16 protein-coding genes and 1 riboswitch are annotated in these 22,434 nt (G+C 54.8%); of the genes, 11 read left to right on the top strand and 5 right to left on the bottom strand.

Features of this window, described 5'->3' with window-relative positions:
• Positions 1-6: 6 nt before the first annotated feature.
• Complete coding sequence (locus tag AC1MDE_RS02665) at positions 7-1,458, bottom strand: acyl-CoA reductase (protein ID WP_479399975.1); 1,452 nt, start codon at positions 1,456-1,458, stop codon at positions 7-9.
• Positions 1,455-2,537, bottom strand: coding sequence for a LuxE/PaaK family acyltransferase (locus AC1MDE_RS02670; RefSeq protein ID WP_479399974.1), 1,083 nt, complete (start codon positions 2,535-2,537; stop codon positions 1,455-1,457). The genes AC1MDE_RS02665 and AC1MDE_RS02670 overlap by 4 nt, the downstream gene beginning before the upstream one ends.
• Positions 2,538-2,635: 98 nt before the next feature.
• Positions 2,636-2,764: riboswitch (TPP riboswitch) on the bottom strand.
• A gap of 548 nt (positions 2,765-3,312) precedes the next feature.
• Here AC1MDE_RS02670 and AC1MDE_RS02675 point away from each other — a divergent pair.
• Entirely contained in the window at positions 3,313-3,672 is a 360-nt protein-coding gene (locus AC1MDE_RS02675; RefSeq protein ID WP_268152935.1) for a hypothetical protein, read from the top strand.
• Between the two features lie 470 nt (positions 3,673-4,142).
• Here AC1MDE_RS02675 and AC1MDE_RS02680 read toward each other — a convergent pair whose 3' ends face one another.
• Positions 4,143-6,830, bottom strand: coding sequence for a cation-transporting P-type ATPase (locus AC1MDE_RS02680; protein WP_479403054.1), 2,688 nt, complete (start codon positions 6,828-6,830; stop codon positions 4,143-4,145).
• 757 nt (positions 6,831-7,587) lie between these two features.
• Between AC1MDE_RS02680 and AC1MDE_RS02685 the strand changes: the two genes are divergently transcribed.
• From AC1MDE_RS02685 to AC1MDE_RS02695, 3 genes are read left to right on the top strand one after another with little or no spacing between them, the layout of a single operon-like run.
• Positions 7,588-8,673 carry an efflux RND transporter periplasmic adaptor subunit gene (locus AC1MDE_RS02685; protein WP_480344198.1) on the top strand — a complete coding sequence of 362 codons (1,086 nt, stop codon included), beginning with the start codon at positions 7,588-7,590 and terminating at the stop codon, positions 8,671-8,673.
• The gene (locus AC1MDE_RS02690) at positions 8,673-11,735 is read left to right on the top strand and encodes an efflux RND transporter permease subunit (protein ID WP_480344199.1); all 3,063 of its coding nucleotides are present in this window, start codon (positions 8,673-8,675) and stop codon (positions 11,733-11,735) included. Before AC1MDE_RS02685 ends, AC1MDE_RS02690 begins: the two co-directional genes overlap by 1 nt.
• Positions 11,732-12,697 (top strand): acyltransferase, encoded by a 966-nt coding sequence (locus AC1MDE_RS02695; RefSeq protein ID WP_479399970.1) that lies wholly within the window; start codon positions 11,732-11,734, stop codon positions 12,695-12,697. The genes AC1MDE_RS02690 and AC1MDE_RS02695 overlap by 4 nt, the downstream gene beginning before the upstream one ends.
• Here the strand turns inward: AC1MDE_RS02695 and AC1MDE_RS02700 are convergent.
• Positions 12,687-14,192 (bottom strand): alpha/beta hydrolase, encoded by a 1,506-nt coding sequence (locus AC1MDE_RS02700; protein ID WP_480344200.1) that lies wholly within the window; start codon positions 14,190-14,192, stop codon positions 12,687-12,689. The genes AC1MDE_RS02695 and AC1MDE_RS02700 overlap by 11 nt on opposite strands.
• A complete protein-coding gene (pagP, locus tag AC1MDE_RS02705) occupies positions 14,182-14,739 on the bottom strand; it encodes a lipid IV(A) palmitoyltransferase PagP (RefSeq protein ID WP_058960755.1) in 558 nt (185 codons plus the stop codon). Before pagP ends, AC1MDE_RS02700 begins: the two co-directional genes overlap by 11 nt.
• Positions 14,740-14,978: 239 nt before the next feature.
• On the opposite strand from pagP, the gene AC1MDE_RS02710 reads away from it, so the two are divergent.
• From AC1MDE_RS02710 to fhuB, 7 genes are all read left to right on the top strand, one after another.
• Positions 14,979-15,221, top strand: coding sequence for a type II toxin-antitoxin system ParD family antitoxin (locus AC1MDE_RS02710; protein ID WP_034822508.1), 243 nt, complete (start codon positions 14,979-14,981; stop codon positions 15,219-15,221).
• Positions 15,214-15,534 carry a type II toxin-antitoxin system RelE/ParE family toxin gene (locus AC1MDE_RS02715; protein ID WP_480344203.1) on the top strand — a complete coding sequence of 107 codons (321 nt, stop codon included), beginning with the start codon at positions 15,214-15,216 and terminating at the stop codon, positions 15,532-15,534. The genes AC1MDE_RS02710 and AC1MDE_RS02715 overlap by 8 nt, the downstream gene beginning before the upstream one ends.
• A 127-nt stretch (positions 15,535-15,661) precedes the next feature.
• A complete protein-coding gene (locus tag AC1MDE_RS02720) occupies positions 15,662-16,165 on the top strand; it encodes an RNA polymerase sigma factor (protein WP_058960788.1) in 504 nt (167 codons plus the stop codon).
• Positions 16,162-17,199 (top strand): FecR family protein, encoded by a 1,038-nt coding sequence (locus AC1MDE_RS02725; RefSeq protein WP_058960756.1) that lies wholly within the window; start codon positions 16,162-16,164, stop codon positions 17,197-17,199. Before AC1MDE_RS02720 ends, AC1MDE_RS02725 begins: the two co-directional genes overlap by 4 nt.
• Before the next feature lie 79 nt (positions 17,200-17,278).
• A complete protein-coding gene (locus AC1MDE_RS02730; protein ID WP_058960757.1) occupies positions 17,279-19,627 on the top strand; it encodes a TonB-dependent siderophore receptor in 2,349 nt (782 codons plus the stop codon).
• The gene (locus AC1MDE_RS02735) at positions 19,627-20,511 is read left to right on the top strand and encodes an ABC transporter substrate-binding protein (RefSeq protein ID WP_479399968.1); all 885 of its coding nucleotides are present in this window, start codon (positions 19,627-19,629) and stop codon (positions 20,509-20,511) included. The genes AC1MDE_RS02730 and AC1MDE_RS02735 overlap by 1 nt, the downstream gene beginning before the upstream one ends.
• Positions 20,508-22,427 (top strand): Fe(3+)-hydroxamate ABC transporter permease FhuB, encoded by a 1,920-nt coding sequence (gene fhuB, locus AC1MDE_RS02740; protein WP_480344204.1) that lies wholly within the window; start codon positions 20,508-20,510, stop codon positions 22,425-22,427. The genes AC1MDE_RS02735 and fhuB overlap by 4 nt, the downstream gene beginning before the upstream one ends.
• Positions 22,428-22,434: the final 7 nt, after the last annotated feature.

Below are 22,434 nucleotides of genomic sequence, written 5' to 3' on the forward strand. Positions count from 1 at the left end.
GTGGATTCAATCCGCATAGGGCGCGAAGCGCTCAGCGGCAGTTTCAGCAGATGCCTCTATTTCCGTAAAGGTGACCAGATCCAGCAGGCTAAAGCGGCCATCGTGATGCCATCCGGCGGCAGGCGATGTCATGCTGCCAAAGGCAGTAATACGGGTGATACCGGCTTGCCCTAGCCGCGCGGCGAGACCAAACAGCTCGCGTGGTGTGGCCGCCACCGCCGCCGTTTGCAGATAAATTTTCTGCTGAGAAATCAATGCAATCGCATCCTCAATCTCATCAACGGCCACCACTTTAAGCGTGCGTCCGAGTGCCGACGGCATCAGAGCTTCGGGGCCATCTACTACCACCACCGACCAATTGTCCATTGCCTCGCCGAACAGGATGCGATCGTCCTGCAACGCGCGAATCTCTTCACGGCTGCGCCAGGTTGCCACGCTATTAACTTCAGCCGAAGACAGCACTCGACGCGGATATTTGCGCGCCAGCGCTCGCAGTTCATGGGCGATGTACTCCGCGAATTCCTGCGGCGTGATGCGCCCGCCGCGTTCAACGAACAGCATTTGCGGTGAGTAACAGCCCGCCTGGTCATAGCGCATGACGTCATAGGCCGCGCGCTGCGCCAGATAGACGCCCTGCCTTGTATCCAGTGCCGAACGCGCCACCAGTCCCACGCTGATTTTATGGCCGTGCGGCAGAAAACGCGTGGTGACCGGCAGTTGGTGTTTGATTGCAGCCAGCGCGGCATTACCACCGTAAGCCATCACCACGTCAGGCTGTGTTAACCAGTGTTTTTCTGCTTCGGCTTCGCCGCCTTTCCACCACACTACCGCCAGGCATTCGCCAAGTTGGGGATCGATTTCAGCCAGCAGTTGCGCGAACCAGCCCGCCATCAGCGGTTCGGCACCAGGCAGTTTGCCCACGCTGCCCGCTTTCACCAGCAATCCACAAATCAGACTCCACAGCGGTAGACCCGGCACATTTCCTGCCCAGATATGCATGAGCAGGTCCGGGCCAAATGCCCGTGCGAAGCCGCCATTAGGTCGCGGCTGAAAATCATCCAGCAGCTGTGGATCGTTAAAGTCCTCGGTTAAAAAGCGCTTGAGCTGCGGCTGTCGAAAAGTTTTAAGGTATCCGGTAAGCCCAAGGCGAATCATCTCGGCGTCATAACCGGTGACAATCGCCAGCAGCATTTCGGCCTTGCGGCGCAATGGATGGTTTCGATCCAGCAAACGCGCAATGGCCTCATCAATAATTGCGACGATCTTCGCCACGCTCAGCGTTGTGAGATAAGCGCGAGCGTGATCGCGCAGATGTGCGCTGAGAAGTGTAATTTGTGCCGGATTCAGATCGGGCACGTCGACATCCAGATGCTGGCCGTGATGGCTAAAACTCAGCGTGCGCCACTGCACCCCTTCAGGTGATAAACATCCCGGTAGATAACCCGCGACCTCTTTCACACTGCACCCTGCGCAGCAGCCAGGAACTCTTCCATCGCCAGCGAACAGCCCTTCGCATCCGCTCCGGTGACCCGGCCTAGCAGATGGAAGCCGCCAGTGACCGCGCGGCCAGCATCCTCGGTCAGTAAGGCAGACACTGAATTGAAATGAGCCAGATCATGGTGCACCAGCACGCCCATCTCGCCTTCGGGCACTTCATCGCCTGTGAGTGGATTGACCACGCGGGTGCGGATCCAGTGCGGGCCGGATTTCACCGAGGGACAGGCAACGTTGCCATCGTCATAAAACTGGCTGCTCAGTTCGGTCATGCCGTACATGTTGATGCAGTGCGTGCGCGGCACGCCCAACGCCGCACTCAGCTCGGCGTAAAACTGCTCGGCCTCAATCTCACGGGATTGCCCCTTAAATCCACCGGTATCCAAAATTCGGCTTCCAGCGGGTAATGCAAAATGTCGCCCCTGGCGCTGCAGTTCGTCGAGCAGATGGACAAAGCTGTAGCTCGCGCCCAGCAGCGCATAAGGTTCGCCCTGTGCTTCAGCCTGCTCCAACGCAGCAAACAGGCGATCCATCGCGATACCGCTGTCATCCAACAGCACTTCGCTCTCGGCGGTGCCAAATTTTTCCACCGCTAATGTCAGGTAATGGGCCAGCGAAGAGTTGGGCAGCGCCCGATTATCAGGGAACAAAATGCCCATGCGAATCCGCTCTTCGCCCGCCATAAAGCGCTGGCTGAAATTCTGCATCATCGAGCATTTCCAGACGTCAAGCGTCGGATGATAGCTGCGACCTTTCACCGTGCCGGTGGTTCCGCTGGTCATAAATACCGCTTCGACGTCATCGGTGGCATGGCAGCTCAGCGTCAGATCCTTAAACGCGGTAATGGGAATTGCCGGGATGGCACGCCAGTTTTTCACCATAAACGGTGTGCGACCGCGCTGCATGGCGAAACGGCGATAAGGGAGGTTGTGTTCAAATTGGTACGCGAAGACGGCAAGCGCCATGCGGTTAAAGTCGTCGTCGGTTGTATCCTGACGCTGAAGAAAGGTGAGCAAAGCGTCGATCAAAGCAGCTTCAGTCATGGGCGAGTCCACCAGTTGCGATTGCGCGAAATTTCTCAGGCCGGGCCTGATGAGTAGAGTCTGTCCGCTACAAGCACAAAGATGGGATCAGGACGCAGTGTCGCCCTGTGTTCCGCTCCCTACGCCGGTATTAGCCGGATCAGGTTCGTAGGGTCACCACGTTGCCAACGCGAAAACGCTGGCGGGTAGAATCTCAGCCCGCTAACCGGGCACCCCCTGGAACAGGTCGCAGTCAATCAAAAGGCCGCTCAATAAAACGTCAATCAACTCACTGATTTTATTAAGCTTACTTTAAATCTACTGCAGACGGTCGTTAAAGGTTAAACCATTTGCTGTTTTAACACACTGATCTTTTTATCTGACCAGATGCACGACGAGCGTTTCAGCTTCGCGGTGATTCATTGATTAATGTGAATAGCCCTGCTGAATGAGCGAGCTGTGAGTTTTTATCATCAGATACTTCTGGCCTCAGCATTAATCCAGGAAAAAATGTCATGAGAATGCCATAACTCTACCATTAACAAGTTATTAACCAGGATATTTGATGTACTTTAGCTTTAATGCCCGTTTTATTTGTTCGAGTCCCTCTTCAATAAATCTCACAGGATTTTTTTGTGGTACGTAATATTCAGATTTTATCCCAACCATTATCAGATAATGACCAGGCGGCATCTGCAATACACATCAATTCATTTCATCAAATAAACCAGAAATAGTCTTGATTTTCCGTTAGTTAGACCAGAGACTGTTTGTGAAGCACTTAAGGGAATTTAAAATGAAGACTTCCGCTAAGGTTGGAGCACTCGGTGCCCTGGGGATTATTTTGTCTGCGTCGGGTTATGAGGTATATTCGCGGAACGTAGAAAATCAAAAAGATGAAATAGCCTGTGTGACCGTTCACAGTCGTGATGCGGTTATTGCCGTAGAGAAAGGTCTCCTCAATAAATCCCATACCGAGATGTTTGGAAAAAATAGAATCACCCTGGGCTCTCTTCTGTTCCACAACGAAAGCGTAGCAAAAAATGGTACACGTATTATCGTTCCGTTTACTTTGGCGAGCCATCGTGGGCAATCTGAGTTTCAGGCCGTAGTGAGATGTTCAAATTTACAAGATATTGAATACGATAAACTTTAATGAGTCCATTGACTCACACAGCAAACGGATAAAAAACCATGTATAAGGCAACGAAATATTACGTCTGCGATCACGCCCGCAGGGGCTTGCTGTTGCATACCGCAGGATGTGAACAGTTACCCGGTATCGATTCACGGGCGTTTATTGGCAGTATGTATAACCACAGCCAGGCATTAACCGTCGCCGCAGCGCAATATGCGAATGTTCATTACTGCCCGTGCTGTATCACTGTGAATAAGACTATCGAGCCAGAAAAATCTAAGGCAGCTATGCCAGCACTGTGCAGGGCGACAAAACCAAAGAGAAAGAAACCGGTGAAGGTTGTCGAGCCCGTGCGACACTTTCCTCTCTGACTTGATGACAGCAAATGTCCTGCAACGTTTAAATCCCATCTTTTGGCCCGAAATCAACATGTATCGTCTTAAACACCGCCCGCCTCGCTGACACCAGCGTGACGGGCGGCAGCAGACTCAAGCCGTTCTGAATCGGCGGGTGAGCGGTTTCTCAACTTCTACAATCAGGAACATCACGAAACCGATGATGAAGGTGATCACCCAATAACGGAATGGCAGTCCAGTGGTACCGAATAGCAGCTGCATAAATGGCGCGTAGATGATCAGCAGTTGCAGCACCAGCAGCACCGCGCTGACGATCCAGATCCCTTTGTTCATCAGCAGCCCTTTGCTCAGTGAGAAGCCGTCCGACACACGGCAGTTGAGCATATAGAACCACTGCGCGGTAACCAGCGTCTGCAACAGCACGGTGCGGATAAACTCAGGGGAATAGCCACGCGGCTGCAGCCAGGCTTCCAGCACAAACGCACTTATCGCAATCATTGAGCCAACAAACACCACGCGCCAGATAGCGAACCCATCCATCACATGCAGTTTGGGATCGCGCGGCGGTCGGCGCATGATGTTTTTTTCACCCTCTTCAAATGCCAGACCAAACGACAGCGTGGCCGACGTCGCCATGTTCATCCACAGAATCAGTACCGGCGTGAGCGGAATGAGATTCCCCGCCAGCAGGGCGATGATGATCAACAACCCCTGTGCGAGGTTGGTGGGCATAATAAACAGGATGGTTTTTTTCAGGTTGTCATAAACCCGGCGCCCTTCCCTTACTGCGCTGGCAATGGTGGCGAAGTTATCATCCGTGAGCACCATATCGGCGGCTTCCTTGGTCACTTCGGTGCCTTTAATGCCCATCGCGATACCGACATCGGCGCGCTTCAGGGCGGGCGCATCGTTCACGCCGTCCCCGGTCATACCGACTACCTCTTGCTTACTCTGCAACGCCTGAACCAGACGGAATTTATCCTCCGGACTGGTGCGGGCAAAGATGTCGTAGGCCTGCGCGGCATCACTCAACTGGTGATCGTCCATCACTTCCAGTTCACGCCCGGTGATGGCTGAGTCTGCATTGCCAATCCCCAGCATCTGCCCAATGCTCATCGCGGTTTGCGGGTGGTCTCCGGTGATCATTTTGACGCGTATGCCGGCTTGCAGACAGTCACGAATCGCGGTGATGGCTTCAGGGCGCGGCGGGTCCATCATTCCGGCAATGCCGAGCAGAATCACGCCCTGTTGCAGATCCTGATGGGTGAGTTCAGTTTGTCCCGGTAACGCCGGTTTCCAGGCTGCCGCCACCATGCGCAAGCCTTCGCGCGCATACTCTTCAATCTTGCCTTCCCACCAGCTGATATCGAGCGGTTGCAGGCCGTGCTCGGTTTGCTGCTGCTGACAAAGCCGGAACAGCACATCCGGCGCGCCGGTGATCAGCACGCGCTCTTCGTCACCAATGCGGTACAACGTCGACATATATTTGTATTGCGAATCAAACGGAATTTTACTGCGTAACTCGGTGGTGACCACCGGCAACTGCCCTTTGGCGGCCAGTACCTTGAGCGCACCTTCTGTCGGCCCTCCGGTGATCTTCCAGAAGCCGCTCTCATCCTTAATCAATTGACTGTCATTACACAGATCGATGGTGCGCAGATACTGTTCGAGCAAGGACCCGCCCGTGACGGTAATCGGTATGGCGTCATCCGCTTTATGAATGGCGCCAACCGGTTCATAGCTGTCACCGTCTACCCGATAGATATGGTCGGCGGTGATCACCGCTTTAACCGTCATCTCATTCATGGTCAGCGTGCCGGTTTTATCCGAGCAGATCACCGTCATTGCACCCAGCGTTTCCACCGTCGGCAGCTTGCGAATGATCGCCTGCTGCTTCGCCATAGTCTGCACGCCAAGGGAGAGAATGATGGAGATAATGGCGGGTAAGCCTTCAGGAACAGACGCCACCGCCAGACTGATCAATGACAGCATCAGTTCAGAGACCGGCATATCGCGGAACAGCAGACTGAAGACAAACAGTGCCGCCATCATCGCGAGGATAATCAGGAAGATGGCTTTCCCTAACTTGTCCATTTGCACCAGCAGCGGCGTGCGGTGTTTTTCGATATCGGACATCATCTGATTGATGTGCCCCAGTTCGGTCTCTCCGCCCGTGGCGACGACCAGCCCTTTACCGCCACCGGAACTGACCGTTGTTCCCGAAAACAGTAAATTGGTGCGGTCGCCTAACGGAAGTTCGCCCGCAAGCGCATCGGTGGTTTTCTCCACCACCGTGGATTCCCCGGTGAGTATCGCCTCTTCGACGCGCAGATTGTGGGCTTCGATCACGCGCAGGTCGGCAGGAATACGATCCCCGGCGCGGATCACCACCACATCACCCGGCACCAGCGCGGTGGTCGGCAGGGTTTCATGGTTACCCGCGCGGATCACCACCGTTTCACTGGAGAGCATATTGCGTATGCTTTGCAGGGATTTTTCCGCGTTACTCTCCTGGATATGACCAATCAACGCGTTGACCACTGCCACACCGAGAATGACCAGTGTATCGACCCAATGGCCCATCACTGCCGTCAGCAGCGCGGCAGCGAGTAACACGTAAATCAGCACATCGTTAAAATGGGCGAGGAAGCGCAGCCATGCTGGCTTGCCCGGTTTTTGTGGCAGGGCATTTTCACCGTACTGTTGTAAGCGTGCTGTTGCTTCACTACCCGAGATACCTTCGAGTGAACTCTCTGTCTGGCTCAAGGTTTCATCGACAGAAAGCTGATAGTACGACCTTTCCGATTTAGCAGTATTCATCGCTTTCTCCTCAAATCCTGTTTCGGAAATCAAGGCGGTGACATCGCGTTATTAACAGATCCACTTCAAATACAAAGACAAACATCCACGCACTGCCTGAGGTGAGTCCCGTTTATAACTGAAAGACATGTCATTAATGGCTGCTCAAAGAAATTGAGCAGGGAAATAATCTATACGACAAACTTTGACAAGAGAAATGAACGTTATAAACGTAGCACAGGCTATTCAACTCACTCTGCTTTTATGAGGAAAGTCATCCGTAATCAAAAAACAATTTTTAGCGTAATTTTAAACCAAAGATAAATAAGCCGTTTTTAACGAAAATAAATTAACCCGCCCCTATGTTAATGAAATGGCGAGAAAAGCCACACTTTGCGTTTATGTTGTTAACGTGGTTTAAAGCTCTGTTTAAATCAAACAAATCAGACTTAAATTCCATGATTTGCGATAAAGTTATTGCGTTTATCAAACTTTACATTTTTGGATATACACAGCTATGCTCATGCTTAACAAATAAACCTTAACCGTCACTCCTATCCGTCCGCAGTGAGATGACTCTATTTCGCCCACTGTTAATGGAGGTAACGATGCCGGACTATAGTCTGCTGCGCCTGAGTCTTTATGTGGTTATCGCTATTGTAACCTGTTCTGCCGTGGGGTTATTTACCTACGCCGTCGTTTCAATGCTCGGCGAATAAGAACCTCGCTAATAATAACGCCAATAATTAATTCAATATTGCTGATTGAGGACAAGCTCGTGACGCGTTATTTTCCGCTGATCGCCATTGTTATATTGATAACAACAGGTTGCGATCAAAAAAAAACGGAAGTTACTCCTTTGCCGCGCATGGTGAAAGTGGTTGAGGTAGTGGCTTCCGGTGAGGCTCAGCAACGCATCTTCCCCGCACGCATTGAATCGGGTGATTCCACAGACCTCTCCTTTAAACGGGGTGGACAGATCGACGCCCTGGAGATTCGCCAGGGCAACAATGTGACACAGGGACAAGTGATCGCCAGACTGGTGGCACGTGAGGCGCAGCAGCGCGTTAACGAACGCCAGACTGCCGCTACGTTAGCCCAGCGACAGTTTGCACGCTTCCAGACGCTGGCCGGGCGCCAGGCGATTTCTCAGGCCGAAATGGACGTGCAGCGCGCGAACCGCGATGCCGCCAACGCGGCCTTGCAAATTGCCCGTGAAGAGTTAAGCCAGATGACCTTAACCGCGCCTTTTAGCGGCACCGCGGCGACGGTCAATGTGCGTAATCATCAGGTGATTGCGGCGGGCCAGACCATCGCCACGTTAACGCGCACCGACCTGCTTGATGTGGTGTTTAACGTGCCGGAAAACCTGTTCACCGCCCTGGATATCCGCAACATGACGTACCGCCCGTTGGTGCGCATTAACACGCTGCCAGATCGCGAATTTCAGGCTGAATACAAAGAGCACACCGGCAGCAGTAGCAGCAACACACTGACCTGGCAGGTGATCTTAACCATGCCGCGCCCTGCCGATTTTCCGGCTGTGGGGGGTGTCAGTGGAACTGTTACCATCAATCTGGCCAATCTTCCCACCAATGTTAATCATGCAGCGCTGGTTGTGCCGGTAGAAGCGGTGTTTAACCCCGACAGCCACCAGCGCAACGAGCCTCATGTCTGGGTGGTGCAGGGCATCGGCGATCAGCTGAAGCTGGAAGATCGTAAGGTCACTGTCGGCGAAGTCACAAACCAGGGCGTGGTGATCATCGATGGACTGAAAGCCGGTGAACGCGTGGTCGCAGCAGGCGTCAATGAGTTACATGCGCAACAGCCGGTACGCATCTGGACGCGTGAGCGAGGGCTGTAATGGACATCTCCAAACAGTTTATTGATAACCCGATTCGCGTCTGGCTGGCGATATTGCTGTTAGGGCTGGGGGGTATTTTTGCCCTGCTGAATATTGGTCGCCTGGAAGACCCCGCTTTTACCATTAAAACCGCCGTGGTGGTCACACAATACCCTGGCGCGTCCGCACAGCAGGTGGAAGAAGAGGTGACGCTGCCGCTGGAAAATGCCCTGCAGCAGTTGCCCTATCTGGACAGCGTCAGTTCCATCTCCTCCAACGGCCTGTCGCAAATTACGGTGAATATTGCGTCGCGCTATCACTCTAACGAACTGCCACAAATCTGGGATGAGCTGCGGCGGCGCGTCGGTGATGCGTCACGCTTCTTCCCGCCCGGCGTGGCGGCGCCTTTCGTTAACGATGATTTTGGCGACGTGTTCGGCTTCTTCTTCGCCATTTCCGGTGACAACTTCAGCAATCCTGAATTAGTGCAATACGCTGAACAGCTGCGGCGGGAACTGGTGCTGGTGCCCGGCGTGGGCAAGGTGGCTATTGGCGGCGCCATCCCGCAGCAAATTGATGTCGATGTTTCGCTGACAAAAATGGCGGCGCGCGGCATCACGCCAGCACAACTCTCCGCCGCACTGAGCCGCCTGAACGTGGTTTCCAGCGCAGGAGAGATCAAATCCGGCTCCGAATCGATTCGTCTGCATCCTACCGGGGAATTTGAAAATATCGATGAGCTGAGCGATCTGCTTATCAGCCCCGTTGGCGACACTGCCACCACCCGCTTGCGCGACATCGCTACGCTGTCTCGCGGGTTGAGCGAATCCCCTTCCAGCATCTATCACGCCAACGGCCGCCCGGCGGTCACCATGGGCGTCTCCTTTATCCCTGGCGTCAACGTGATTGATGTGGGGCGTGCGCTGGAAGCCAAACTGCAGCAGATGTCGGCAGAAAAACCAGCCGGTATCCAAATCAATACGTTTTACGATCAGGCTGCGGAAGTGGCGCACTCCGTCAACGGCTTTATCACCAACTTCCTGATGGCGCTGGCGATTGTGGTGGGTGTACTGCTGATCTTTATGGGCGTACGCAGCGGCATCATTATTGCGCTCTCGCTGGCGCTGAACGTGCTGGGCACCCTGCTAATCATGTATCTGTGGGGCATTGAGCTACAGCGTATTTCACTGGGAGCACTGATTATTGCCCTCAGCATGCTGGTGGATAACGCGATTGTGATCGTCGAAGGGGTATTGATTGCACGTCAGCAAGGCTCATCGCGTACCTCGGCGATCAACTTTGTTATCCGGCGCTCGGCCTTCCCGCTGTTAGGGGCCACGATTATCGCAATACTGGCGTTTGCGCCGATTGGGTTGTCGCAGGATTCCACCGGTGAGTACTGCAAATCGCTGTTCCAGGTGTTGCTGATTTCGCTGATGTTGAGTTGGTTCTCGGCGCTCACCATCACGCCGGTGTTAATCAAATGGTGGCTGTTTAAAAAGAACAGCGCGGCAACGCTCGCCGCTGAAGCCTCGCCGTACGATGGCGGTTTCTACCGGATCTACCAACGCACGCTCAACGCGCTGCTACAGCAGAAAACCCTCACGCTTTCAGTGATGGCCGTCCTGCTGGCACTGGCGATCTGGGGCTTTGGTGGCGTAAGACAAAACTTCTTCCCCTCGTCCAATACGCCGATCTTCTTTGTCGATTTGTGGCTGCCTTACGGCACAGACATCAAGGCCACCGAGCAAATGGCCAGCGATATTGAAAAGTCGATCACCGGGCAGCAAGGCGTGGTGTCTACGGTCACCACCGTCGGCCAGGGCAGCATGCGTTTTATCCTTACTTACAATGGACAGCGTCAATACAGCAATTACGCGCAAATCATGGTGCGCATGGACGATCAGCGTAACATCGCCGCGCTGTCACGCCGCGTGGATGACTATATTGCCCGCCAGTATCCGCAGGTGAATGCCAGCACCAAGCGGGTGATGTTTGGTCCTTCCGGCGGAAGCGCCATTGAGGTGCGTATCAAAGGCCCCGATCCCGACCGCATGCGACTGATTGCCAGCGAAGTGGGTGATATTCTCGCGCAGGATCCCGCCACCGACAGCGTGCGCAATGACTGGCAAAACCGCAGCAAGGTCATCCGTCCACAGTTTAATCCGGCGCTGGGCCGCGAGCTGGGTGTGGATAAACAGGAGATCGATAACGCGTTGCAAATGAATTTCACCGGCAGCCGCGTGGGTTTATACCGTGAAGGTGCAGACTTGCTGCCGGTGGTGGTGCGTCCGCCCGCCAGTGAACGCCAGGATGCCAACCATCTGAACAATGTGCTGGTGTGGAGCCAAAGCCAGCAGCATTACATTCCGCTGAGTAATGTAGTGAGTGGCTTTAATCTTGAATGGGAAGATCCATTAATTCTGCGGCGCGATCGCAGTCGCGTGCTGACGGTGATGACCGACCCCAGTCCACTGAGCAGCGACACTTCCGGTGATATTCTGTCTCGCGTACGACCGCAAATTGATCAGCTAACACTGCCGCACGGCTACAGCATTGAATGGGGCGGCGATGCCGAAAACTCCAGCGAAGCGCAGCAAGGCGTGTTCACCACGTTGCCGTTGGGCTATCTGGTGATGTTTGTGATTACCGTGCTGATGTTTAGCTCACTGAAAAATGCGGTGGCGATCTGGCTGACAGTGCCTTTGGCGTTGATCGGCGTGACGCCTGGCTTTTTACTCACCGGCATACCGTTTGGCTTTATGGCGCTGATTGGCTTGCTGAGCCTGAGCGGCATGCTGATCCGTAACGGCATTGTGCTGGTGGAAGAGATTGAGCAACAGAAGCAGGACAAAGCGCAGCATGACGCGATTCTGTATGCCGCCACGTCGCGCTTGCGCCCCATCCTGCTGACCGCGTTCACCACGGTGTTAGGCCTGGCACCGCTGCTACGCGATGTGTTTTTCCAGAGCATGGCGGTGGTGATTATGTTTGGGCTGGGCTTCGCAACGATACTGACGCTACTGGTTCTGCCGGTGATTTATGCCTGCTTCCACCGCGCTGAGAAAGCGACGTCAGCATGAACGCCACCGGGCTGAATGTCATTAAGACACTCGGCTGCATGGCGGCAGTGACCTTTTTTACGCTGTATAACACCTGGGATCGCTACGATTATGATTACCACTGGATTCTGGCGTTCCTGACATTTATCTCCACCATTGCCACCCCACTGTTTTTTGTGGTGGCGGGCATTATGGATAGCCATACCGAGCAGGATTTACGCTGGCAGCTCAACAAGATCCGCAATGTGGTGATCGTCTTCCTCTTCTGGATGACGATTTACTATCTGTGGGAACCTTATCAGCGCGGTTACCTGATTCAGCCGTGGTTTGTGTTCTCGTTTATCGTGATCTACAGCTTTAATCCGCTGCTCAGCTGGCTTAGCCTGCATCGCCTGACGTTTTGCGCGCTGGTCGGTGCCCTGTTGTTGTTTTCCTATGGTTACGATTTGCTCTCAGTGCTCTATCCCGAGGTGCGAGTATTTAGCCTCGCGCCGCAATACCGTATCTGGACCTGGCTGCTGTTTTACCTCACCGGCCAACTAATGTGTGAACCAGTGATTGCCGACTGGCTGAATCGGAGAAGAGTCGCCCTCGTCGCCACCTGCGCCCTGCCCTTTATCTATCTGTTCACCTGGTTGTACGAGCAGCACTTCTTCTTCGCGTTGTTTAAAGCCGACCGCAATGCCTTCCTCCTCACCGGTTCACAAATTTACCTGTTGGTGGTCGCACTGGTATTAGCCGCCAGCGGCGTGCGTTTCCGCCGCCATGTCGCCCTCAAAGAGACGCTGCTGGCCACGGTGAGTAAAACCATGACCGGGGTGTACATCATGCATTACTCGGTGTTTCACATCGTCACCGCGTTGATCCCGATTAACTCGCTGGCCACTAAACTCACGCTGATTGTGCTGACCTTTGTGCTCTCGGTGTTGCTGGCCCGACTGATTCTTGCCAACGGGCTGCTGAAAAAAGTCATCACTCTTTAAGGCACTGCTGCAGATCCGGCTGCTGACCGCAGGCAATTCGTGCATTTATTTGCGCCATCATATAAGTGAAAAACGGATTGGAGGTATTACGCATCAAGGTGTCGAGTCCCACGGTGAGGCTGGCGGTTTCTCCGCGCAGTGAGATGATGCCGAGGCTGATGCCATAAAGATTTTTCTCGGTGGGTTCGCGGCCATACAGCGAATCTGTGAGAGGGAATGGGACAGCGATATGCGACAAGGAATACATATCCTGCGGCCACGCCAGATGCAGCGGACGCGTCACTTCGTTGGTTTGATCGGCGGGCGTGATGCGGGCGACCACGTCATAAGTGGTGGGCGACGCGTTAGTGATCACCGTTGTGGCGTAATGACGCGGCGCGGCAGGCAGTAAGTCGTTGACCGCTGAATACAGTGCAGGCCGGAACAGCGCGCGTAAGTTGGCCGCCTGGTTGATATCGAAAATCACTAACTGACTGCCGTTGTCCGGCAGGTAACGGTACAGCGCATTCACCACCGCGCGGGTACTGACAGTGGAATCGAGGATCGACTGGAACGTCATCAGCGGGGGTAAGCCACGTATTTCGCCATCGCGGGCGAGTTGCACAATCTGTTCCTGCAACGCCTGGGTTAACAGCCAGGACTGACGCGCCGCTCGTACCGGGAATGAATTGTATTTAAACGGGTTGTATTCCGGCACGATATTCAGCCACGCCGCTTTAGCAAACACCGGGAACACCGCTGGCCATCCCGCTAACCCCGCAAAACGGGCGTATGCCGTCACGCCAATCATCGGTGACAACAACACCACCTGTTGTGGTTTACGCAGCGCCTGATCCTGTTGGCTATCAAGCACATACTTCATCGCCAGCGCGCCGCCGTTGGAGTAGCCCACCAGATGCAACGGGACCTGGGTTCCCGCTATCCGGGTGGCTTCACGCACGGCCAGACGCGTCGCGGCCAGCCACATTTTCCAGTCAACTTTGGTTAACGATCCCGGCGCGGTGCCGTGGCCGGGTAATCTCGGTACTACCGCAACATAGCCTTGTTGCTGATAGGCCTGTGCCAGATAACGCATGCTGTAAGGCGAATCCGTTAGGCCGTGCAGTAGCACCACAGCGCCTTTAATTTCACCCATGGGTTTCAGTACAAACGAACGATTCCAGTCGGTGTCAAATCCTGCCGGATAGACCGGGCTTTGCGCGTAATAGCGGTTTAGCGAGGTTTTCTCTTCATCGCTCAGTTGGTCCGTGACGTTGTGATTCATCTGCTGGAAGATCACATTTTCCTGCGCCAGATAATCGGCGAAGGTGGCGTGATCTATTTGATCCACTGTCATTTCGTCAGCCGCCCAGGTATGCCAGCGATGCAGCGGTGCACCCTGCTCAGACTGATAGCCGCGAATCAGCAAAAACATGATCAGCAAAGAAACCACGCCCAGGGCGATTCTCTTCAGCCACTTAAGCGTGGGTGAACGCTGCACCCTGTCAGAAGCCATAGCGGAACCAGGCAAACAGCACATTGCCGTTGTTGTAGCTACCCGGAATATAGGTGAACTGCACGTTGAGATTTTTATAGCCTGCGGAGAACAGCGGCAGGACAATCGGCAGTGGCACGTAGTTGGCGAAATCGTCACGCGCGGTGATGCCCGCCGTCAGCCCCAACCCTAAACGCACATCGCGTGCCTCATCGAGATACCAGCCTTTCTCCCAGCCGTAACCGATAATCGGCTGCCACATGTTATGCGAATCCTTAAAGGCCATCGCATACAGCGCGCTCCAGTCACCGTCCTCGTTGTAGCGGGACACACCAAAGCCACCGCCCCATGGCGACTCGTTGTAGTTATCGGTTTTGTCTTTGTCATAAGCGAAACGGGCATGCCAGCTGATGAACGGCAAATAGAGGTCGTAATATTGTGGCTGCTCCCAGGTTTGTGACACGTCCTGCTTCAGCCATTCCCATCCATCACTGAGTGTGCCAGCCGCCAGGGCCGGGAAGGTCAAAACACTCAACGAGACGCACAACGCCACCAGAAAAGTACGCATGAGTTATCCTTCTGCAAAAGCACCAATGATAGTGAGCAAGGGGAACAGCCAGCATGATCTGTGTGCCCATACCGGGCAGACCGTCTGGGAATATTATAGTTGTTGAGTGAAGGTTAAGGGGCTGAGCAAAACATACTGTTGCGTGGCACATTCCATAAGGACGAGGTCGATTTGACTGGCGATGAAGACTTGAGCAAACTATGTTCTTTTGTATTAACAGTTAATACACGGTGAGTTCAATGAGAAAAATAACGTCGGTTAGCGTAGGCGAACAACTCGATAACTTCATCTCGCGCATGGTTGATTCAGGGCGCTATGGATCAGCCAGTGAAGTGATGCGTTCGGCTTTACGGCTGCTGGAACAACAGGAATCACATGATCAAGTTGTCCGAAATGCCGTTGTTGAAGGGTTAGAAAGTGGCGAAAGCCCGCGTTCACTGCGTGAGATCGCTGCGGAAAGGAAGAAGCTTCATCGTGTATAAACTGTCCAAACTTGCCGACAGTGACTTTGCCAATATCTATGATTATACCTTGCTCAAATTTGGTGAAGCCCAAGCCGATCGCTACACCGATGCATTGGATGAGTTCCTTGAAACATTGTCAAAGATGCCTGAGATGGGACAGGATTACCCGCGCGTGCAGGATGTGAAACGTATTGTTTTCCAGTCACATACCATTTTTATACTGCCAATCCTTCCGGAATATTTATTGCCCGAATTTTACATCAACAGATGGATACGGCTCGTCACCTACCCGACTTTTAATTCCACACTCAGCACCCTATCGCGCCCATAATCTTCCTCAACAACGCTTTTTTTACCTTTTCCACTCATCCCATCTTGATAACGATAACGATTTTCATTCAAATACAGCCTGCCACTCTTTCATGCATGCAGCACTGTGCGGTTGTTGGGAATCCATCTTGTCAGCGTTTGAGCGTTACTACACGGAACTGTTCCGCTTTTTGAGCGGTAAACTGCGGGATAAACACCTCGCGGAAGAATTGACCCAGGAGACATTCAGCCGCGCGCTGGCTGCCCCGGAACAGATTTCCTCGCACCGCGGATTGCTCTACCATATCGCCAGAAATCTTTTGGTCGACCGCTATCGCCTGCAGAAACAGTATGATCCCTCGCAAGATACTGACACCGATGAGTTACTGGCACCCGGCTACGAGCAACCGGACAATCGCCTTGAGAACCAACAATATATCGACCATATTGTGGCTGCCATTGAGACCCTGCCGCCGCGCTGTCGGGAGGCTTTTATCCGTCATCGAATTGAGGGGCAGTCGCAAAGCGAAGTGGCTGCGAGCATGGGAATTTCAACCAACATGGTGGAAAAACACATCATTCGCGCCATGCTGGCCTGCCGTGCCAGCCGCGACAGCTGGCGTGATGAACAATCGACAGGGAAGGCACGATGACGCGTCATGATGAGCAGACAATTGCCGAACAGGCGATTCACTGGCTACTCCGTCAGCAAGAGGGCATGACGCGAGAGGAGCAGCAGGCTTTCGAACGCTGGCTGCAAACGCCTACCCATCGGGCAGAATACGAGGATTTGGGCGGGCTGTGGCAACAGACGGCGGCTATTCCTGCCGCTGCCGTTGCGCATCTGCGCCCCGCGCCAGCACGCCGTATCGGGTGGCGTTCGATAGTAGCGACCTGTGCGCTGCTGTTACTGGCAGCCGTGCTCTACTTCCCGCTACGTAACACCTTCGCCCCGCCGATTTACAGCGCAAGCTGGCACACCGGACGTGGCGAGATGCGCACCGTGCAACTTCCCGACGGCACCACGTTGTCACTGGATGCCGGTACTCAGCTCAATGTGCGCTACTTTGCCAATCGCCGGGAAGTGGAGATGCCGCAAGGGCAAGTCTTCTTCCAGGTCACACACAACCCGAACCAACCGTTTGAGGTGCTTAGCGGCCCAACCCGCGTAACCGTAGTGGGCACCGAATTCCGGGTCCGTTACCTGCCGCATACCATGAGTGGTGAAGGCAGCGATGTCGCCGTGCGTTCAGGCGCGGTGCGCGTCGGTCCACGCGGCAACTGGGAGAACCGCTGGTGGCGGGCAATGCAGCATCTGCACATTCCTCAAGCTCAGCGCCATATCAGTGTGCTGCACGCCTCGGAACGGTCGCTCACCGATGCGCAGGGACGTCTGATTTCTCGTTCCACGCTGCCCGCCGAGCGCATCGCCGCCTGGCGCGACGATCGTATCGTACTGGATGACACGCGGCTGGATATGGCACTGGCGGAGTTTGCTCGCTACGGCGACGTTTCGCTCAAGCTGAATTCGCCTGCTGTTGCCGCACTGCGCATCAGCGGCAGTTTTGATACCAATCGGGTGGATAGCTTTGCTAACGCATTGCCGCGCGTTCTGCCGGTGAAAATAAAAAGCATTAAAAATCAATCCACTGTGGTCGCAACCAGCATGACGTTAAAAAATAATTAAAATCGACGTCAGGGTTTGACCCTGCGCGCCGTCTTCAGAAGAGAATGATTATTATTTATCTTATCTCTGGGGATCCTGAATGGCTGGTTTTTCTGTTTTACGTGCATTTCGACCTTCGCATATTGCCGTCGCGCTGGCGGTGGCCTTGCCTGCTTCCGCCGTTTTCGCCGCGGCAACGCTGTCACTGTCACTGCCCTCGCAACCACTGGCGACCTCACTCAACCAATTAGCCAGACAGGCTAACGTGCAGCTGATTGCTGCACCGGCATCCCTTGCTAATAAAACTGCACCGGCGGTGAAAGGCTCGATGACGTTGAACAGCGCGCTGGGTCAACTCTTGGCAGGAAGTGGACTGGAGTGGACGCAAAATGGTGACACCGTCTCCGTCACGCCTTCGACAGTAGGCGAAGATACGCTGACGGTAACCAAAACCCCGAGCAACTCTTCCGCCGTACCGGATCAAACCACCAGCGCCACTAAAACAGATACACCTCTGCTTGAAGTGCCTCAGTCAGTCTCGGTGATCACGCGTCAGCAATTGGACCGCCAGAATGTCCAAAGCGTCACCGAAGCGTTGCGCTATGTGCCGGGAGTGAAAACCGAAACCTACGGTGTCGATCCCAAAGGTTATGACTGGATCTACATTCGCGGCTTCAATGCTCTGACCACCAACGATTACCGTGATGGTCTACGCCAACTCAACAACAGTTACAGCTACTTCCGCACCGAGCCTTATGCACTGGAACGCATTGATATTGTACGCGGCCCCTCTTCAACCCTGTTTGGTCTCGGCGATGCTGGCGGGATCGTGAACCGCGTCAGCAAAATGCCTGACGCGCGCGGCGTGCATGAAGTGGAAGTCCAGTTGGGGAATTTCAATCGCCGTCAGGCGCAGTTTGATATGAGCGATAAACTGGATGATGAAGGTCAGTGGCTGTATCGCGTGGTCGGTCTGGCACGTGACAGCGATACCCAGTTCCAGTATCGCGATGGCCCGCATGTAGAAGATAACCGCCTGTACCTCGCACCCACCTTAACGTGGCTTCCTTCCGCCGATACCAGTCTGACGCTGCGCGCTGATTACCTGCGCGATACCTCCGGTGGCACCGTGGCAGTCCTGACCAATCCGGGCAATAAAACCACCGACACGCTCTTAGGCGATTACAACTACAACCGCTTCCGCCAGGAGCAGTACAGCGTGGGCTATGAGTTCAGCCAGCAGCTTTCTGAGGGCATTAAGTTCCGCCAGAACCTGCGTTATGGTCAGACCGATACCATTCTGAACAACCTGCTTGCAGGCGATCCAGACTTCACCACCAACACCGTGTCACGCAACGCCATTCGTTTTGATGAGCACATGAAAGCCTTCAACATCGATAATCAGTTGCAGATGGATTTCAACACGGCGTCAGTCGCACATACGCTGCTGGCCGGGGTGGATTACAGCTGGCTGGATGCCAACGCCAAGCGCTTCAGCGCTGTTGCGCCCGCGCTCAGCATCACCCATCCGGTTTACGGTCTGGATATTGCCGACCCGACCAACGCCGTGAATAACAACGATCAAACCACCGCCCAGTTGGGTGTGTACATGCAGGATCAAATTCACCTGACCGATCAATGGCTGGTGACGCTCGGTGGTCGTCATGACGATATCAGCATGCGCACGCAGAACAACCTCAGTGGCAGCAGCTCGTGGGTGGACAAAGATGCCTGGACGGGGCGTGCGGGATTAACTTATCTGGTTGGCAACGGATTGGCGCCGTACATCAGCTACGCCGAGTCATTCGTGCCCAACAGCGGCACCGACAGCCATAACCGCACCTTCGATCCGAGTAAGGCGCATCAGTATGAGATTGGGGTGAAATATCAGCCGGACAGCAATCTGCTGATGACACTGGCCGCGTTTGATATCACCAAATCCAACGTGCTCACCAATGAAATCGTCGATGGGCTCGCCACCGGTTATCAGGTGGCATCAGGTGAAGTGCGCTCACGCGGCATCGAGTGGCAAACACAGGCACAGCTGACCTCTAACTTCGACGTGCTGGCTTCTTATACCTACACCGATGCCGAGATCAGCAAAAGCAACAATGGCGATCAGGGCAAGCAGCAGGCTAACGTGCCGAAAAACATGGCATCGGCATGGCTGAACTACGGCTTCCATCAGGGCATGTTTGATGGGCTGTTGCTGAGCACTGGCGTGCGCTATATCGGCAGCATGTACGGCGACAACGCCAACACCATTCCGGTAAAGAACTTCACCCTGGTCGATGCGGGCGTGAAATATCAGGTGAACAGAAATATTCAGGTCGGATTCAACGTGCAGAACCTGTTTGATCATCACTATGTCGGTACCTGCGATGGCGATACCAGCTGCTATCCAGGCCAGGAACGCACCTTTATAGGCTCGCTGAAGCTGAACTTCTGATGTTCAATATCAGTCGTCGTACCTGCCTGAAAATGCTCGTCGTGCTGCCCATCGCGGCACGTGCGAGCCAGGCCATTCCCGATCGCCAGCGTATTGTGGCGATCAACTGGGCGGCAGCGGAAACGCTGCTGAGCCTGGGCGTCACGCCGCTAGCGATATCCGATAGCCACTATTTTCGCCAACGCATTCCGCGCCCGCTGTTACCTGACAGCGTGCAGGATATCGGGCCTTTCTGGGAGCCCAATCTGGAAATGCTCGCGGCCCTGCGCCCTGCTCTAATTATCAGCGATGCACTCCCCGCCGCCGTTATGACCAAAATGGCGACCATCGCCCCGGTAGAAACCGTCACCGCGTTTGCGACGTCAGGTGATCTATGGCAAGCCCTGCATGACTGGACCGGGCAACTGGGCGCACGTCTGAAGGTTACACCCCACGCGACAAAGTGGCTGCAACAGGTCGATACGGCAATGGACACTTATCGCCAGCGCCTGATTAATCCTCAACACACGCGCGTACTGGTGATGGTGTTGGATCAGGATGGTAAGTACGCAACGCTTTACGGTAACGGCAGTCTGGCCGATGCGGTGTTACGCCAGCTCGGTTTGATAAACGCCTGGCAGAAATCGGTTAACGCTGCGCACGTCGCGCGAGTGCGCATAGAGGAACTGGCCGATCTCCCCTGCGACTGGCTTTTCTACACTGAATTACCGACGGCGATGACACGTTTGATGCGCGCCCGGCAGCCGAACGGTTTATGGCACCACTTGCCGATGGTGGCGCAAGGGCGTGTGACCCGTTTGGATCATTTCTTTCCGTTTGGCAGCCTCGCGACGGCGCTTGGGCTGGCGGACGATATCACTCGCGTACTGGAAACCGCATCATGAAACCGATGAGCGCCATGGTGCTGCTATGCGCCGCTTTTATTGCGGCTCTCACGCTGGTCACCGTCAATTACTCCACGTTGCTGGCACGCTATCCCGTCTCACTATCATCGCTGCTGGTTGAGCAAAGCTTTCTGCCGCGCATCGCTGTCAGCCTGCTGTGCGGCGCGGGCCTGGCGTTGGCCGGTTTGCTGTTTCAGCAGGTGCTGCAAAATCCGCTGGCTGAACCGGGAACGCTCGGCGTGGCTGCCGGTGCCAATCTGGCGATGTCCGCAGCGCTGGTTTTCGCGCCCGGCCTGCTGGTCATCGGCTTGCCGCTGCTGGCGCTGATCGGATCGATGGTGGCTATTTTGATCCTGATGGCGCTCACCGCGGGTCGCCGATTCGCACCGCTGAGCGTGATTCTGGTTGGCATGGTTCTCAGCCTGTACGGCAACGCCCTGAACACACTATTGGTGCTGTTCAACCACGATTACCTCAGCGATCTGTTTAGCTGGCAAGCCGGGACACTGGCGCAAAGCGGCTGGAGCAGCAGCCTGGTATTGGCGGTAACGCTGGCTTGTGCACTGATCGCCAGCCTGCTGCTGGTCAGGCCGCTGACGGTGCTGGGATTATCCGAGCAAAATGCCCGTGCGTTGGGTCTGGCCACCGTGCAGGTGCGCTTTATGGCGCTGGGCGTGGCGGTGTTTCTGAGTGCGATGATCACCAGCCAGGTGGGGATTATCAGTTTTATCGGGCTGGCGGCCCCGGCGATGGTTAAAGCCTGCGGCCTGCGCCGCTTCCCACAGCAGCTGATTGCCAGCATGCTCTCCGGTGCAACCTTACTGCTGTTGGTCGATCAGCTCGCATTACGCTGTTCCCCTGCGGCGGGCGACATTCCATCAGGCGCCGTGACGGCACTGTTAAGCGCACCGTTATTATTGATACTGCTGATGCGGCAACGCGCCACACATCTGCCGACCGGGCAAACGCGGCTCAGCGCTACCCCGCGTTTCAACACGCGTCAACTGGGGATGCTGTTACTGCTTTTGCTGCTGATTCTGCCTGCGTCTCTCTGGTTCAACCGTACACCGCCAGGCGCAATCACTTCGCAATTGCTGGTCTGGCGCTGGCCGAGAATCAGCGGTGCGCTCTGTGCAGGGATGATGCTGGCGTGTGCGGGGGTGCTAATTCAACGCTTAACCGGTAATGCGATGGCGAGCCCGGAGCTGACCGGCATCAGCAGCGGCGCGGCCCTCGCGGTGTTATTGACCGTGTTGTTCACCTCCTGGCCCCTGACGTTTATGTTACCCGCTGCGGTGGTCGGCAGCCTGCTCGCCATGCTGTTGCTGTTTTTGTTTGGCGCGCGCAGTAGGTTTAACCCGCAGAAGATGGTGCTGATTGGTTTGAGCCTCACCAGCCTCGCCAGCGCGCTGAATATGATACTGATGCTAAGTGGCGACCCGCGTGCCCTGATGCTGTTGAACTGGAGTACCGGCTCGACCGCGAACATAGACGCAAGCATGGCCGTCGGTGCGATGGTAGCTGCGATGGTGTTATGTCCGCTGGCGTTGATGATGCAACGCTGGTTAACGCTTTTAGGATTAGGGCAGCCGACCGCTCAGTCATTGGGCATCGCCTTGCGCCGCACGAATTTGTTAATTCTGCTGCTCACGGCATTACTCACTGCTGCGGGCACACTGCTGGTCGGCCCGCTGAGTTTTATCGGTTTGCTGGCACCGCAGTGCGCCAGAGCGCTGGGTGCCCATTTGCTACGTCATCAGCTGTGCGCCGCCGCGTTGATGGGAGGATTGTTGATGGTGCTTGCCGACTGGTTGGGGCGCAACATCGCCTGGCCATGGCCGATCTCCGCCGGGCTGTTGACTGCATTTATCGGTGCACCGTGGTTTTTATGGCAACTGCGCAGAACGTCAGGCTGAAGAACAC

Source organism: Pantoea folii (assembly GCF_056678875.1).

Bases quoted from the DNA above. Each gene is read 5' to 3' on its own strand.
- AC1MDE_RS02675 (WP_268152935.1), top strand. From the start codon at position 3,313: ATGAAGACTTCCGCTAAGGTTGGAGCACTCGGTGCCCTGGGGATTATT.
- AC1MDE_RS02700 (WP_480344200.1), bottom strand. From the start codon at position 14,192: ATGGCTTCTGACAGGGTGCAGCGTTCACCCACGCTTAAGTGGCTGAAG.
- AC1MDE_RS02680 (WP_479403054.1), bottom strand. From the start codon at position 6,830: ATGAATACTGCTAAATCGGAAAGGTCGTACTATCAGCTTTCTGTCGAT.
- AC1MDE_RS02690 (WP_480344199.1), top strand. From the start codon at position 8,673: ATGGACATCTCCAAACAGTTTATTGATAACCCGATTCGCGTCTGGCTG.
- AC1MDE_RS02725 (WP_058960756.1), top strand. From the start codon at position 16,162: ATGACGCGTCATGATGAGCAGACAATTGCCGAACAGGCGATTCACTGG.
- AC1MDE_RS02670 (WP_479399974.1), bottom strand. From the start codon at position 2,537: ATGACTGAAGCTGCTTTGATCGACGCTTTGCTCACCTTTCTTCAGCGT.
- AC1MDE_RS02730 (WP_058960757.1), top strand. From the start codon at position 17,279: ATGGCTGGTTTTTCTGTTTTACGTGCATTTCGACCTTCGCATATTGCC.
- AC1MDE_RS02735 (WP_479399968.1), top strand. From the start codon at position 19,627: ATGTTCAATATCAGTCGTCGTACCTGCCTGAAAATGCTCGTCGTGCTG.
- AC1MDE_RS02695 (WP_479399970.1), top strand. From the start codon at position 11,732: ATGAACGCCACCGGGCTGAATGTCATTAAGACACTCGGCTGCATGGCG.
- fhuB (WP_480344204.1), top strand. From the start codon at position 20,508: ATGAAACCGATGAGCGCCATGGTGCTGCTATGCGCCGCTTTTATTGCG.
- AC1MDE_RS02710 (WP_034822508.1), top strand. From the start codon at position 14,979: ATGAGAAAAATAACGTCGGTTAGCGTAGGCGAACAACTCGATAACTTC.
- pagP (WP_058960755.1), bottom strand. From the start codon at position 14,739: ATGCGTACTTTTCTGGTGGCGTTGTGCGTCTCGTTGAGTGTTTTGACC.